The sequence below is a fragment of the Corallococcus exercitus genome (assembly GCF_003611585.1).
GTDB classification, from domain to species: domain Bacteria; phylum Myxococcota; class Myxococcia; order Myxococcales; family Myxococcaceae; genus Corallococcus; species Corallococcus exercitus.
Genome location: NZ_RAVW01000293.1, coordinates 1 through 12352 on the forward strand (window position 1 = coordinate 1; position 12352 = coordinate 12352).

11 protein-coding genes and 1 tRNA gene are annotated in these 12352 nt (G+C 69.8%); 9 read left to right on the plus strand and 3 right to left on the minus strand.

The window, feature by feature from the left end; translation table 11 throughout:
* The 5 genes from D7W79_RS29090 to D7W79_RS29110 form a co-directional block, all read left to right on the plus strand.
* Nucleotides 1-1085: CapA family protein (locus D7W79_RS29090; protein WP_147442108.1), on the plus strand; the 1085-nt coding region annotated here is incomplete at its 5' end.
* 283 nt (nt 1086-1368) lie between these two features.
* Nucleotides 1369-2460 carry a peptide chain release factor 1 gene (prfA, locus tag D7W79_RS29095; protein WP_120528644.1) on the plus strand — a complete coding sequence of 364 codons (1092 nt, stop codon included), beginning with the start codon at nt 1369-1371 and terminating at the stop codon, nt 2458-2460.
* A complete protein-coding gene (gene prmC, locus D7W79_RS29100; RefSeq protein ID WP_120528653.1) occupies nt 2454-3320 on the plus strand; it encodes a peptide chain release factor N(5)-glutamine methyltransferase in 867 nt (288 codons plus the stop codon). The genes prfA and prmC overlap by 7 nt, the downstream gene beginning before the upstream one ends.
* Nucleotides 3321-3373: 53 nt before the next feature.
* Nucleotides 3374-4645, plus strand: coding sequence for a UDP-N-acetylglucosamine 1-carboxyvinyltransferase (gene murA, locus D7W79_RS29105; protein ID WP_120528645.1), 1272 nt, complete (start codon nt 3374-3376; stop codon nt 4643-4645).
* 161 nt (nt 4646-4806) lie between these two features.
* A complete protein-coding gene (locus tag D7W79_RS29110; protein ID WP_120528646.1) occupies nt 4807-5199 on the plus strand; it encodes a zf-TFIIB domain-containing protein in 393 nt (130 codons plus the stop codon).
* 36 nt (nt 5200-5235) lie between these two features.
* On the opposite strand, the gene D7W79_RS29115 is transcribed toward D7W79_RS29110, so the two are convergent.
* On the minus strand, nt 5236-6081 hold the full coding sequence (locus tag D7W79_RS29115; protein WP_244222027.1) for a discoidin domain-containing protein: 846 nt from the start codon (nt 6079-6081) through the stop codon (nt 5236-5238).
* A 214-nt stretch (nt 6082-6295) separates the two neighbouring features.
* On the opposite strand from D7W79_RS29115, the gene D7W79_RS29120 reads away from it, so the two are divergent.
* The 4 genes from D7W79_RS29120 (at nt 6296) to D7W79_RS29135 (ending at nt 9610) form a co-directional block, all read left to right on the plus strand.
* Nucleotides 6296-8242 carry an ABC transporter substrate-binding protein gene (locus D7W79_RS29120; RefSeq protein WP_120528648.1) on the plus strand — a complete coding sequence of 649 codons (1947 nt, stop codon included), beginning with the start codon at nt 6296-6298 and terminating at the stop codon, nt 8240-8242.
* 91 nt (nt 8243-8333) lie between these two features.
* Complete coding sequence (locus tag D7W79_RS29125) at nt 8334-9161, plus strand: phospholipase D-like domain-containing protein (RefSeq protein ID WP_158617075.1); 828 nt, start codon at nt 8334-8336, stop codon at nt 9159-9161.
* A gap of 49 nt (nt 9162-9210) precedes the next feature.
* Nucleotides 9211-9489 carry a hypothetical protein gene (locus tag D7W79_RS29130; protein ID WP_208729865.1) on the plus strand — a complete coding sequence of 93 codons (279 nt, stop codon included), beginning with the start codon at nt 9211-9213 and terminating at the stop codon, nt 9487-9489.
* A gap of 48 nt (nt 9490-9537) precedes the next feature.
* Nucleotides 9538-9610 (plus strand) — tRNA-Gly (locus D7W79_RS29135).
* A gap of 59 nt (nt 9611-9669) precedes the next feature.
* On the opposite strand, the gene D7W79_RS29140 is transcribed toward D7W79_RS29135, so the two are convergent.
* Entirely contained in the window at nt 9670-10908 is a 1239-nt protein-coding gene (locus D7W79_RS29140) for a hypothetical protein (RefSeq protein ID WP_147442109.1), read from the minus strand.
* Between the two features lie 85 nt (nt 10909-10993).
* The coding region (locus D7W79_RS29145; protein ID WP_208729866.1) for a hemolysin family protein at nt 10994-12352 on the minus strand (1359 nt) is incomplete at its 5' end.

Sequence of the window (12352 nt, forward strand, 5' to 3'; positions counted from 1 at the left end):
CTCCAGCCCCCGCCCGCCCGGTGACGCTGGTGGTGGGCGGCGACGTGACGGTGGGCCACCACTACGAGGAGTACTTCGACGACCAGGTGGCCAAGGGGCGGACGCGCGAGGAGATGTTCGCGTACGGCTTCCGCGAGGTGCGGCCCATCGTGGACTCCGGCGACCTGTTCGTCGTGAACCTGGAGTGCCCGTACACGGACAGCACGGAGAAGCTGCCCAAGAACTTCAACTTCCGCGCGCGGCCGGAGCTGGTGAACGTGCTCACCGCGGGGCGCGTGGGCGTGGTGAGCCTGGCCAACAACCACATGATGGACTACGGCGCGCAGGGCCTGCTGGACACCCTCACGTCGCTGGAGGCCGCGCGCATCCCCTTCTTCGGCGCGGGGCGGAACCTGGCGGAGGCGCGCCGCCCGGCCGTCATCACCGTGGGGGGCATGAAGGTCGCCTTCCTGGGCTACTTCTTCCTGGGCACGCGCAACATCGAGCCGCCCCAGGTCTACGCCACGGACACGACGCCGGGCGTGGCGGGGCACTTCTCCGACGTGGAGGTGATGGAGCGGATGCTGCGCGAGGACATCGCGGCGGCGAAGGCCCAGGCGGACATCGTATTGCCCTTCTTCCACTGGGGCATCGAGGGCAACACCACCCCGGAGCCGTACCAGGTGCGCCTGGCGCACGCGGCCATCGACGCGGGGGCGGCGGGGGTGCTGGGCAGCCACCCGCACGTGCTCCAGTCCATGGAGCTGTATCAGGGCAGGCCGGTGCTCTACTCGCTGGGCAACTTCGTGTTCGGCGGGAACTGGAACCCCCGGGACAAGCGCAGCGTCCTGTGGCGGGCGCGCTTCGACTCCACGGGTTATCTCTCCAGTGACGTGCTGCCCCTCAGGACCGACCGCTACCCCGAGTTCCCCGTCCAGCCGGTGCCCGTGACGGGTGCCGAGGCCGAAGGGGTGATGACGCTGCTGCGCACCGCGTCGCAGGGGACACAGGGGCTCGAGCGGATGCTCCCGGCGTTGGAAGCGGGGGAAGCCGGGGGAGCAGGGAGCCCACCGCCCCCCTCCTCCAGTGTGAGAGGGGGGCAGTAGCTTCCGGCACTACTTGTTGTTGCGCTGGCCGCGCTTGAAGCGCGTGCGGCGGCGCTTGAGCTGCGCCTTCCGGGTCTTGGCGCGGTTCTTCAGCTTCTTCTTGGAACGATTCCCCTTCTGTGCGGCCATGTGAAGGACTCCGTGTTGAGCGTGATTCGAGCCGCACCGGGCGGCGACGGGGGCCGTTCTTACATGCCACTGCCCGCACGGCCAAGGTTTTCCTTGACGCCCTGGGCCCTTGCCACGGGGCGCCCAAAGGGGCAAGACGCCCCGGGAACCACGCATGATTGACAAACTGGAAGAGGTCGAGCGCCGTTTCGAACGGCTCACGGCCGACCTGTCGAACCCCGATATCCTCGCCGATACGGCGAAGCTCCAGAAGGTGTCCAAGGAGCGCGCCGCGCTGGAGAAGCTCGTGGAGACGTTCCGCGGCTACCGCAAGGTGCTGGCGGACCTCAACGAGGTGGAGGCGTGGCTGTCCAGCGCCGACCCCGACGAGAAGGCCTACGCCAAGGAGGCCCTGCCCGGCCTGAAGGCGCAGCGCGAGGAGCTGGAGTCGTCGCTGAAAATCCTCCTGCTGCCCAAGGACCCCAATGACGAGAAGAACGTCATCCTGGAGATCCGCGCGGGCGCGGGCGGCGACGAGGCGGCCCTCTTCGCGGAAGAGGTCATGCAGATGTACCTGCGCTACGCGGACCGCCGGGGCTGGAAGGCGGACATCCTGGACATGAGCGCGGGCAACGCCGGCGGCGTGAAGGACGCCACGGTGACGCTGTCCGGCGACGCGGTGTTCAGCAACCTGAAGTACGAGTCCGGCGTCCACCGCGTCCAGCGCGTGCCGGCCACGGAGACGCAGGGGCGCATCCACACCTCCACCATCACCGTGTCGGTGATGCCGGAGGCGGAGGACGTGGACGTGCAGATCAACCCGGCGGACATCGAGATGCAGGTGATGCGCTCCACGGGCGCCGGTGGCCAGAGCGTCAACACCACGGACTCCGCGGTGCGCCTCATCCACAAGCCGTCCGGCATCGTGGTGAAGTGCCAGCAGGAGAAGAGCCAGGGGAAGAACCGCGCCATGGCCCTGCGCATGCTGCGCGCGAAGCTCTACGACATGGAGCAGGAGCGCATCCGCAACGAGCGCGACTCCATGCGCCGCGGGCAGGTGGGCACGGGCGACCGCAGCGAGAAGATCCGCACCTACAACTTCCCGCAGGACCGGCTCACCGACCACCGCATCGGCCTCACCGTGCACAACCTGCCGGCCATCATGGTGGGCAACGTGGACGAGGTGATCACCGCCTGCCGCACGCACTACCAGGCGGAGGCCCTCAAGGCGCAGACGGGCGGCGGGCGGCCCCCCAGCGAATCATGAGCGACGTCTGGACCATCCGCCGGATCCTCACCTGGACGACGGGGCACTTCGAGAAGCGCGGGGTGGATGCCCCGCGGCTCACGACGGAGATATTGCTCGCGCACGTGCTCAAGACGGGCCGGGTGCGCCTGTACGTGGACCTGGACCGGCCGCTGTCCAAGGACGAGCTGGCCGCCTTCAAGGCGCTCATCGAGCGCAGGATGGCGGGCGAGCCCACGAACTACCTGACGGGCACGAAGGAGTTCTACAACCGCTCGTTCAAGGTGGACGCGCGCGTGCTCATCCCCCGGCCGGAGACGGAGCTGCTGGTGGAGGCGGTGCTTCACTCGGTGCCCAAGGACGCGCCCAGCCGCGTGCTGGACGTGTGCACGGGCTCCGGCTGCATCGCCATCAGCGTGGCGGCGGAGCGGCCCCAGGCGACGGTGGTGGCCACGGACCTGTCGAAGGACGCGTGCGCGCTGGCCCGTGAGAACGCGCAGTCCCTGGGCGTGGCCGAGCGCGTGAGCGTGCTGGAGGGCGACCTCTTCGCTCCCCTCCCCCCGGGCGAGACGTTCCGGGTGGTGGTGTCCAACCCGCCGTACATCGACTCGGGCGACATCGCCGGGCTGTCCCCGGAGGTGCGGCGCGAGCCCCGGCTGGCGCTGGATGGCGGGCCGGACGGACTCGTTGCGCTGCGCCGGGTGATTCAGGGTGCCCGGCGGGTGCTGGAGCCTGGCGGACTGCTTGCATTGGAGATGGGGGAGACCCAGGGCAGCGCCGTCCTGGAGCTCCTGCGCGCCGCGGGGTACGCGGACGCGCGCGTGGAGAAGGACCTGGAGCGGCGTGAACGCATGGCGTTCGGGACACAGCCCGCGGCCTGACGGCCTCGGGCGTGCGGCCCGGCAGCAGCACCGGAAGAAGGCACGGCAAAGACATGGACAAGATCGTCATGAAGGGTGGCACCGCGCTGCACGGCGAGGTGGAGGTCTCCGGCGCGAAGAACGCGGCGCTGCCCATCCTGGCCTCCGCGCTGCTGGCGGACGGCACCAACACCTTCCGCAACGTGCCGGACCTGGCGGACGTGGCCACGATGCTGGAGGTGCTTCGCACCATGGGCTGCGAGGCCGCGCGGCTCACCGGCAAGAAGGCGGACACGTGTGAAATCAGCATCGCGGGGGACATCACCCCGGAGGCCCCCTACGAGCTGGTGAAGACCATGCGCGCCAGCGTCCTGGTGCTGGGGCCGCTGGTCGCGCGCTTCGGCCGCGCGCGCGTGTCCATGCCGGGCGGGTGCGCCATTGGCGCGCGGCCCATCGACCAGCACCTGAAGGGCCTCAAGGCCCTGGGCGCGGACATCCACCTGACCGAAGGCTACGTGGAGGCCCGGGCGAAGCAGCTCAAGGGCGGCATGGTGAACTTCGACGTCATCACCGTCACCGGCACGGAGAACGTGATGATGGCGGCGGTGCTCGCGAAGGGCCGCACGGTGATGGAGAACTGCGCGCGCGAGCCGGAGGTGGAGGAGCTGGCGCGCGTGCTCAACAAGATGGGCGCGAAGGTGGAGGGCGCGGGCACGTCCGTCATCACCATCGAGGGCGTGGAGTCCCTCAACCCGGTGGACCACGCCATCCTGCCGGACCGCATCGAGGCGGGCACGCTGCTGGTGGCCGCGGCCATCAGCGGGGGCAACGTGCTGGTGAAGCACGCACGCCCGGAGCACCTGGACGCGGTCATGGACAAGCTGCGGGAAGCCGGCTGCACCCTCACGGTGGAGGACGGCGGCATCCGCTGCAAGGCGCCCAGGACGCTCAAGTCGGTGAACATCACCACCACGGAGCACCCGGGCTTCCCCACGGACATGCAGGCGCAGCTGATGGCGCTGATGACGGTGAGCCACGGCACGTCCGTCATCTCCGAGAACATCTTCGAGAACCGCTTCATGCACGTGCCGGAGCTGCACCGGCTGGGCGCGGACATCACCATCCAGGGGCACACGGCGGTGGTGAAGGGCGTGAAGGCGCTCAGCGGGGCGCCCGTGATGGCCACCGACCTGCGCGCCAGCGCGTCGCTCATCCTGGCGGGCCTGCGGGCGGACGGCCACACCGAGGTCAGCCGCGTCTACCACCTGGACCGCGGGTACGAGCGGCTGGAGCGCAAGCTGCGGGGCCTGGGGGCGGACATCCGCCGCGTGAAGGAGCGCGCCTGAGCGTCGGCCTGAGCGGCGGCCTGAGCCCAGGGGGCCGGTAGACGGCGCGTTGCCAACAGAAGCGGCGGCACGGGTTGCATCCCAATTTTTGTGCGACCTATCATTCTCCATTCACCGGGGAGCACCCTGTCGCTCCCCCCTTCAGGAGAACGAGCCGCCCCATGAATTGCCCCGGTTGCAACGCCGAAATGACTGATCTCGAAGGGGATCACGAGACGTTGCGGGAATGTAGAGAGTGTGGCGGTTTGTGGGTCAACGTCGCGGATCTGAACCGGATCCTCCTCCACAACAATCTTCCCGGCCTGGAGGGACAGGGCGGCAAGATGGACGCCGACGCCCTGACGGGCCAGTGCCCCGACTGCCAGGTGGACCTCGTCCGCTACGTCGGCGGGGACCGGCATCACCCCCTGCAGTTCGACACCTGCGAGTCGTGCGGGGGCATCTTCCTCGAGTCGGAGTTCGCTGACGCGACCGACACCGCCGCGGCGGAGAAGAAGATCATCGAGTTCTTCCGCGCCTTCAGCGGCAAGCAGAAGGCCAAGGCCGCCATCTAGGCCACGGCCCGGGCCCTCACGTCGGCCCGGGCGCTCTCACGGCTGGCTGCGGAAGGAGCTCCCCCACTCCTCGGGGAGCGTCCCGTCCAGCGACAGCGCGGCGGCCGCCTTCGGCCCCTCGCCGGCCGGGGTCCGTTCGAAGCGGGCCGTCACCTTCCCCTTCTTGGGGATGTCCAGCGTCACACGGTTGCCGGACACGGTGTAGGTGCCGTTGACGACGGTGGTGGGCTCGGGCGTCTCCAGGGGCTCCAGGGAGAAGCGCCAGGTGCCGTCCACGAAGAAGGAGAGGAAGCGCTCCGGCGCGCCCTCGTGGCCGCCGAACCAGGTGCCCACGAGTGGCGCCACGCGCGCGTCGTACTTGTAGCGGGTGGCGAGCGCGGGCCCGTTGAGGGGCTTGCCGCCCGAGTAGAGGACGACGTCCGTGAGGCACACCGGCGCGTCCTCCCTGGTGCCGGGGAAGCGGTCGGTCACCTCCAGGATGAAGCGCGCGCCGAAGAGCGGCTGGGACAGGGGCACGGCCTGCAGGCCGCGCTTGTCCTGCACGGTGACGCTGCGGGACGCGTCCACGCTGGTGAGGGTGAACTTGCGCACGCGGCCGTTGGCCTTGAACGCGTCGCGGGACGTGCCGTCGCCCGTGTAGACGCGCACCTCGTCCAGGGTGACGGGCTCCTTGAAGCCGATGAAGACGTGGGCGGGCTTCTCCCCTTCCGCGCACCAGGCGGTGGTGTCCCGGCCATCCAGCAGGTTGAGGGGCACGTAGTGGTCCGGGCGCGCCTCCTTCTCCACCCAGGCCTCCGCCTGGGCATAGCCGGGCGCGGCGGGCCCGGCGGCGAGGACGGACGGGGACACGAGGAGCAGGGAGGCCAGGGACAGGCGTCGCATGGGGCGCATCTTGGATCGTCCCCACCCCGGGGCTCCAGTCCGGGTGTGAACCTTCCGTCACCACCGGACCTCGCGGCGGGCCACGACCCGGGACGGGGCGTTCTCCAGGTGACGTCCGGGGGCGCGGATGAAAGCGTCCCGCCGGGGGTTGGGGGTGCTTGACACCCGGACACGCCCAGGCCGACAAGGCGGACCGACCGAGGAGGAAGACGTGATGCGACGTTGGGGCTGGGTCTGTGTGCTGGGGCTGCTGGGGACGGCCTCGTGCAAGAAGGACGTGCCGGCGGAGGCGCCGGACGCGGGGGCGGTGGAGACGGGCCCCTCCGCGCTCACGGAGAAGGAGCCCAACGAGCGGCCTGACCAGGCGCTGGCCATCACGCGCGACAGCGTGGTGACGGGAGGCCTGGCGGCGGAGCCCAACAAGCTGGACGAGGACTGGTACCGGCTGGCCCCCGGCACCCCGCGCATCGCGGACGTGACGGTGACGGGCCTGCCCGGCGGGGACGTGAAGCTGGACGTCTACGACCAGGACCGCAACCGGCTGGTGGGCGTCAACAGCGAGGGCGAGGGCAAGGGCGAGCGCCTTCCGAACCTCTACGTGGAGAAGGAGCGCTGGCTGGTGGTGTCGCCGGCGCGCAAGGGCATGGGCGGGGCGTACACGCTGGAGGTGAAGTACCGCGAGCCCAACGACGGCGAGGAGCGCGAGCCCAACGACCGCGCCGTGGACGCCGCCGCGCTGCCGCTGGGGCAGACGGTGACGGCGTTCCTGGGGCACTCGGGGGATGAGGACTGGTACCGGGTGGAGCTGGCGGGCCCTGTCACGCCCGAGGAGACGCCGGCGGCGCAGGACAGCGGCGCACCCGCTCCGGGCACGGCGCCCGCGGCCCCGGGTTCGACGCCCGCGGCGATTCCGCCGCCGTCCGTGCCGGACGAGACGCCGGTCATCGACGACAACGGGGCGCCCTCCCCCACCCCGGAGGGCACGTTCGGGGGTGGAGAGCCGCCCGCGCACCCGCCGGAGAACGCGACGCCCACGGCGCCCGGCGAGCTGGGCGGAGCCGTGGCGGCCCAGGCGGTGGACGCGGGTCCGCCGCCCGAGCCCGAGGTGCCGTCGGTCGCGCTGAAGATTGAACTCTCCGCCGTGGAGGGCGTGCGGCCAGAGGTGTCCGTGCTGTCCGCCGCGGAGGCGCCGCTGTTCACGCTGCAGGGCAAGGAGGGCGAGCCGCTCGCGCTGCGCAACATCGGCGTGCGGGCCACGGACCGGGTGGTCTACGTGGTGGTGAAGGGCGGCTGGACGGGGACGGGCAAGGCGCAGCGGCGCACCTACAACGCGCAGGTGCCGTACACGCTGACGGTGTCCCAGGAGGAGGCGGGGGCGCACGCGGAGCTGGAGCCCAACGACGAGCTGCTCAAGGCCACGCCGCTGACGGGCGCGGGCTACCGCGAGGGCTTCCTGTCGCCCAAGTCGGACGTGGACAACTACGTGCTGACGGCGCGCGAGCCGGTGCTGGCGAAGGTGGAGCTGTCGGGCGTGGACCGGTTGGACCTGACGCTGTCGATGGTGGAGCCGCCGCAGGGGGACGGGCTGAAGGAGACGGTGCTGCTCAAGGCCAACGACGGGGCGCTGAAGGAGCCGGAGCGGCTCAACAACGTCGCGTGCAGCGGCACCTGCTACTTCCGGGTGGAGGGGTCGTTCCGCAAGGTGAACGGCAAGTTCGTGAAGGACTTCGAGAACGCGGATCAGCCCTACCGCATCAGCGTGACGACGGTGCCGGACGACGGCAGCCAGGAGCGCGAGCCCAACAACACGTCCGACCGCGCGCAGGACCTGACGCTGGGCAAGGCGGTGCGCGGCACGGTGTATCCGGCGAAGGACGTGGACTACTACCGGGTGGACCTGTCCGACCGGCCGGTGCGCACGGCGATCACCGCGACGCTGCTGGGCATCCTGAAGGTGGACGTGGGGCTGTACCTGCACCGGCTGCAGCCGGACGGGAAGCTGACGCTGGTGCAGACGTCCGACCGCGCCAAGGGAGACCAGCCGGAGACCATCCGCTACAGCGCCGAACCGGGCGTCTACGTCTTCGAGGTCCGCGACGCGAAGAACCGCGAGGCGAACTTTCAGGACTCCTACCAGCTGACTGTCGAGGAGGGGGAGTAGCAGCGCACCCTCCCAATGGCTGGCATCACGCCCCCTGCCGCCGTGATGCCAGCTGTTGCTAGGCTTGCACTGGCAAGCCAGCCAGGAGGACGTGTTGACGGCGGTCGTACCCGAGAAGCAAAGGATTGCCATCCTCAGTTCGTCGGAAACCCAGACGCACCTGACCCGCCTCATCACGGAGGCAGAGCGGCAACTCCGTCTGGTCAGCCCCTACGTACGGCTCGACAAGCTCCGGGTCCTGGCGCGCCACGTCCAAGGTGCGCTGGCGAGAGGCGTGTCGGTGACGTTGGTGCTGCGGGAGCGGGACTTCAGCACCGGGAAGGAGGATCCGCTGGACTCGGACGCACTCACGCAGTTGCGCCAGGCCAAGCTGCAGGTCCTCCTCGTGAAGGACCTGCACGCGAAGATCTACATCTCGGAGAAGCACGCCCTCCTGACGTCGCTCAATTTGCTGGAGTCGTCCTTCAACAACAGCATCGAGATTGGGACGTGGATCCCGGCAGGTACCCCTGAGTACGCCGCAGTCGAATCCTTGCTGAAGAGCGAAATCCATCTGACGGCCCAGGCTGCGCCCCCGCTCTCTTCCTCCGTGAAGACGGCCGAGCCCTCAGTTCCCAAGCGAGAGCCGCGCGCGGCACCCGCCCGGAAGGCCAGTGTCCCGCGACAAGCCGTCGTTGAGGTCCGCGACTTCGACATGGGACACTGCATCCGCTGTTGCGATGACCTCGACTTCAACATGACCAAGCCGCTCTGCCGTGGCTGCTTTGCCTCTTGGAAGAAGTACGAGGACAGGACCTACCCTGAGAAGTTCTGCCATGGCTGTGGCGAACCCAAGAAGACCTCGGTGGCAAAGCCCCTGTGCACTCCCTGCTTCGACGACCTGGGCGACAGCCTGTCCGACGAAGACATCCAGTTCTAGGGCTCAGATGAAACCGCTCTGGTGTTGGCGATGCCAGCGGGAGATGCCGATGCTGGATGAGGCGGAGTTCGAGGAGGTCTCGAACCTCTACCGCGCTGCGTTCCGTTCCACGGAGCCCACCATGGAGGCGCGCTTCGCTCCCGTCAGCCGGGCCTACGAGCGGCTGACGGGCTACGCCGGCTGCCATCCGAACGCGGTGATGCACCATCGCATCGCCCAGTACGGACCGCCGTGCACGGCGTGCGGCAAACCGCTCCGGACACCCGAGTCCCGGTACTGCGCCGCCTGCGGAAATGTCCGCCAGACACCGGACGCTTCTTCCCGTTGACAAGGCAGGGCCCCGCCCCTACTTTGGGCCCTGCTTCGCCCGTCGCACGCGGTGGTAGCTCAGTTGGTAGAGCACGAGCTTCCCAAGCTCGGGGTCGAGGGTTCGAATCCCTTCCGCCGCTCTGAAGAGACACAGGCCGATGGTTCCTTCCTGGAATCATCGGCCTTCGTGTTTCCGGGGTCAGCGGGCGCTCGGGGCGCAGACGTAGTCGTACTGGTACGTGGTCACCTTGATGTTGGGGCCTTGGCGGTCCTCCCTCAGGAGGATGCGGCCGTCCTCCGCGTACTGGAACTCCGACACGGACGCGGTCTCCACCGAGGCTCCGTCCTGTGTCCCCCGCTCCGTCCGAAGGATTCGCAGCAGCCGGCCATCGTCGCCGTACTGGTACTCCGTCCGCTGCGACGCGGCCAGGCTCGCGGAGGTGCCTTCGAGGGGCAGGGTCTCGATGCGCAGCAACACCCCGTCAGGGCTGTACGTCCAGCGCTTCTCGGTGCTCGCGTTCGGGCCAATGGACCGGACCAGCCGCCCCTCGGAGAACCCCTTGAGCCATTGCAGCGTGCCGTCAGGGGCGCGGCGGACGACCTCTTCCAGCGCTTCCGCCGCGTCATAGCGGCGCGCCTCGCGCCACTGGAGCCCCTTCTTGGGGTCCGTTCCCTCCGCGGACAGGATGCGGCCCTGCGCGTCCAGGGTGTACCGCTGCGTCAGGGTCGTGGTGCTGGAGCCCGAGTAGCTCCACGTCGTCGTGGCGCCGAGCAGCAGGCCCTGGGCGTCGTGCTCCAGGACCGTGTCGGTGAGCGCGTTGAAGTACCAGTGCTTCAAGCGCAGGAGCTGGCCGTCCCCCGCGCGCGCATAGACATCGTCGTAGTTGGCCATGGACATCGGGGGTGTCTCGGAACGCCCCACGAGCCGATGGCACGCGTCGTAGTCGTAGCCCACGTACCAGTCAGACGAGGTATCGAACGAGTGCAGGCGCCCCAGCGCGTCGTACTCAAAGCGATAATCCTGCGTGCTGTACGGCGTCGTGTTCCAGACACGGCACGGACGCGGTATCGCGCGCCGTGCATGGGCGGGGCGCAGGGCATCACAGGCATCGGGCGTCAGTTCGCAGAAGGTCGCCAGTGGCCGGTCCTCGAGGAGACCCTCGGACGGCATGCGCCCCAGGTCCGGTGCCGGACAGTGCGCCTCCTGGGGCGGAGGCGGCGGCGGCACCTCCTCCTCTTCCGTCAGGGGACGCGGCGGCACCTCCTCCGGTCCCCGTGAGGCCCCCTGCCCTGGCGAGGGCTCCACATCGATGGGAGTCACCTCCTCCTCGGGAGGGGCCTCCACCGGTGGCCCCTCGTTCGCTTCCGGCCGCGAACCACAGCCCACCGCCCCCAGCCACATCGCCACGCCCAACGACGCCCACTTCCAGCGAACCATCCCGCAGCCCTCCCGTCGCGGATTGGAGCGAAGCTGCTGATGGTGCTCCGTGGGTTCAAGCCCCGTGCGACGGCGAGTGTCGCCCCTATCCGGGCAGCTCCTCCGCACTCAGCTCGGGCATCGCGTCCGGCTGCGTGGGCAACCGCTCGATGCGGCACTCCTTCACACCGCGTCCCTCCACCGCCGTCACCTCGAAGCGGACCTCGCCGTGGTCGACCTGGTCCCCCACGCGGGGCGGCCTGTTCAGCTTCGCGAGCACGAGCCCGCTCACCGTATCGACCTCCTCATGGGCGAGCTCCAACCCCAGCGCCCGGCCCACTTCGTCCAGCCGCCGGAGGCCCGCGGCCACGACGTGTCCCTCCGCGTCCATCCGCAGGACCGGCGCGGTCGAGGCGCCCTCGTCGATTTCCCCCACCACCTCCTCGAAGAGGTCCTCGAGGGTCAGCAGCCCGGCCGTGCCTCCCAGCTCGTCCATCACCACCACCAGCTGCGTCTTCTCCCGCCGCATCACGGCCAGCACCGTGTCGAGCCTCGCGGTGCGCGGCACGAACGGCACCGGCCGCACGTCCCGGAACGTCAACGGCACCCGCGCCGCCAGCAGCCGCAGCAGGTCCTTGAGGTGCACCATGCCCACGATGTGGTCCAGGTCGTTGGAGTACACGGGGTGGCGCGTGTGGTTCGAACGGCACAGCACGTCCCGCATCTGTTCGGGCGTGGCCCCCAGCGGCAGCCCCGTCAGGTGGATGCGCGGCGTGGCGACCTCGATGGCCGTCCGCGCCCCGAAGCCCAGCAGCTCCTTCAGCACCTGGCCGGACGTCTCACGCAGCTGCCCCGCGTGCTGGCTCTCGTCGACGACGAAGCGCAGCTCCTCCGGCGAGTGGCTCTCGGCGTCGGCGGTGCGGCGCACGCCCATCAGGCGCAGCACCCCATTGGCCATCGCGTTCAGCGCGATGACCAGGGGGAACAACAGCCAGCTCACCCACCGCACCGGGGTGGAGATCCACAGCGCCGCGCGCTCCGCCCCCCGGAGCGCGAACGTCTTCGGGATCATCTCCCCCAGCACGATGTGCACGTACGTCAGCAGCACCACGGCCAGGATGCTCGCCAGCGAGTGCGCGGCGATCCACCGCGACGTGCCCAGCGGTTCGAGGAGGGGCACCAGCCACCCGGCCAGCGCGTGCTCCCCGTACATGCCCAGCCCCAGGCTCGCGAACGTGACGCCCAGCTGCGCGGTGGCGATGTAGCGGTCCTGCTCCTTCGGGTCGCGCAGCAGCTCGCGCACGCGCAGGGCCCGCCGGCTCCCCGTGGCGGCACGCCGCTCGATGGCGGTGCGCGGTGCGCCCAGCAGGGCGAACTCCGCGACGACGAAGAAGGCGTTGATCAGCACGAGCCCCGCGATGACCCCCACCGCGACCAGGTCATGCATGGGCGGGCTCCAGGGCGG

Bases quoted from the DNA above. Each gene is read 5' to 3' on its own strand.
- prfA (WP_120528644.1), top strand. From the start codon at position 1,369: ATGATTGACAAACTGGAAGAGGTCGAGCGCCGTTTCGAACGGCTCACG.
- murA (WP_120528645.1), top strand. From the start codon at position 3,374: ATGGACAAGATCGTCATGAAGGGTGGCACCGCGCTGCACGGCGAGGTG.
- D7W79_RS29110 (WP_120528646.1), top strand. From the start codon at position 4,807: ATGAATTGCCCCGGTTGCAACGCCGAAATGACTGATCTCGAAGGGGAT.
- D7W79_RS29115 (WP_244222027.1), bottom strand. From the start codon at position 6,081: ATGCGACGCCTGTCCCTGGCCTCCCTGCTCCTCGTGTCCCCGTCCGTC.
- D7W79_RS29120 (WP_120528648.1), top strand. From the start codon at position 6,296: ATGCGACGTTGGGGCTGGGTCTGTGTGCTGGGGCTGCTGGGGACGGCC.
- D7W79_RS29130 (WP_208729865.1), top strand. From the start codon at position 9,211: ATGCTGGATGAGGCGGAGTTCGAGGAGGTCTCGAACCTCTACCGCGCT.
- D7W79_RS29140 (WP_147442109.1), bottom strand. From the start codon at position 10,908: ATGGTTCGCTGGAAGTGGGCGTCGTTGGGCGTGGCGATGTGGCTGGGG.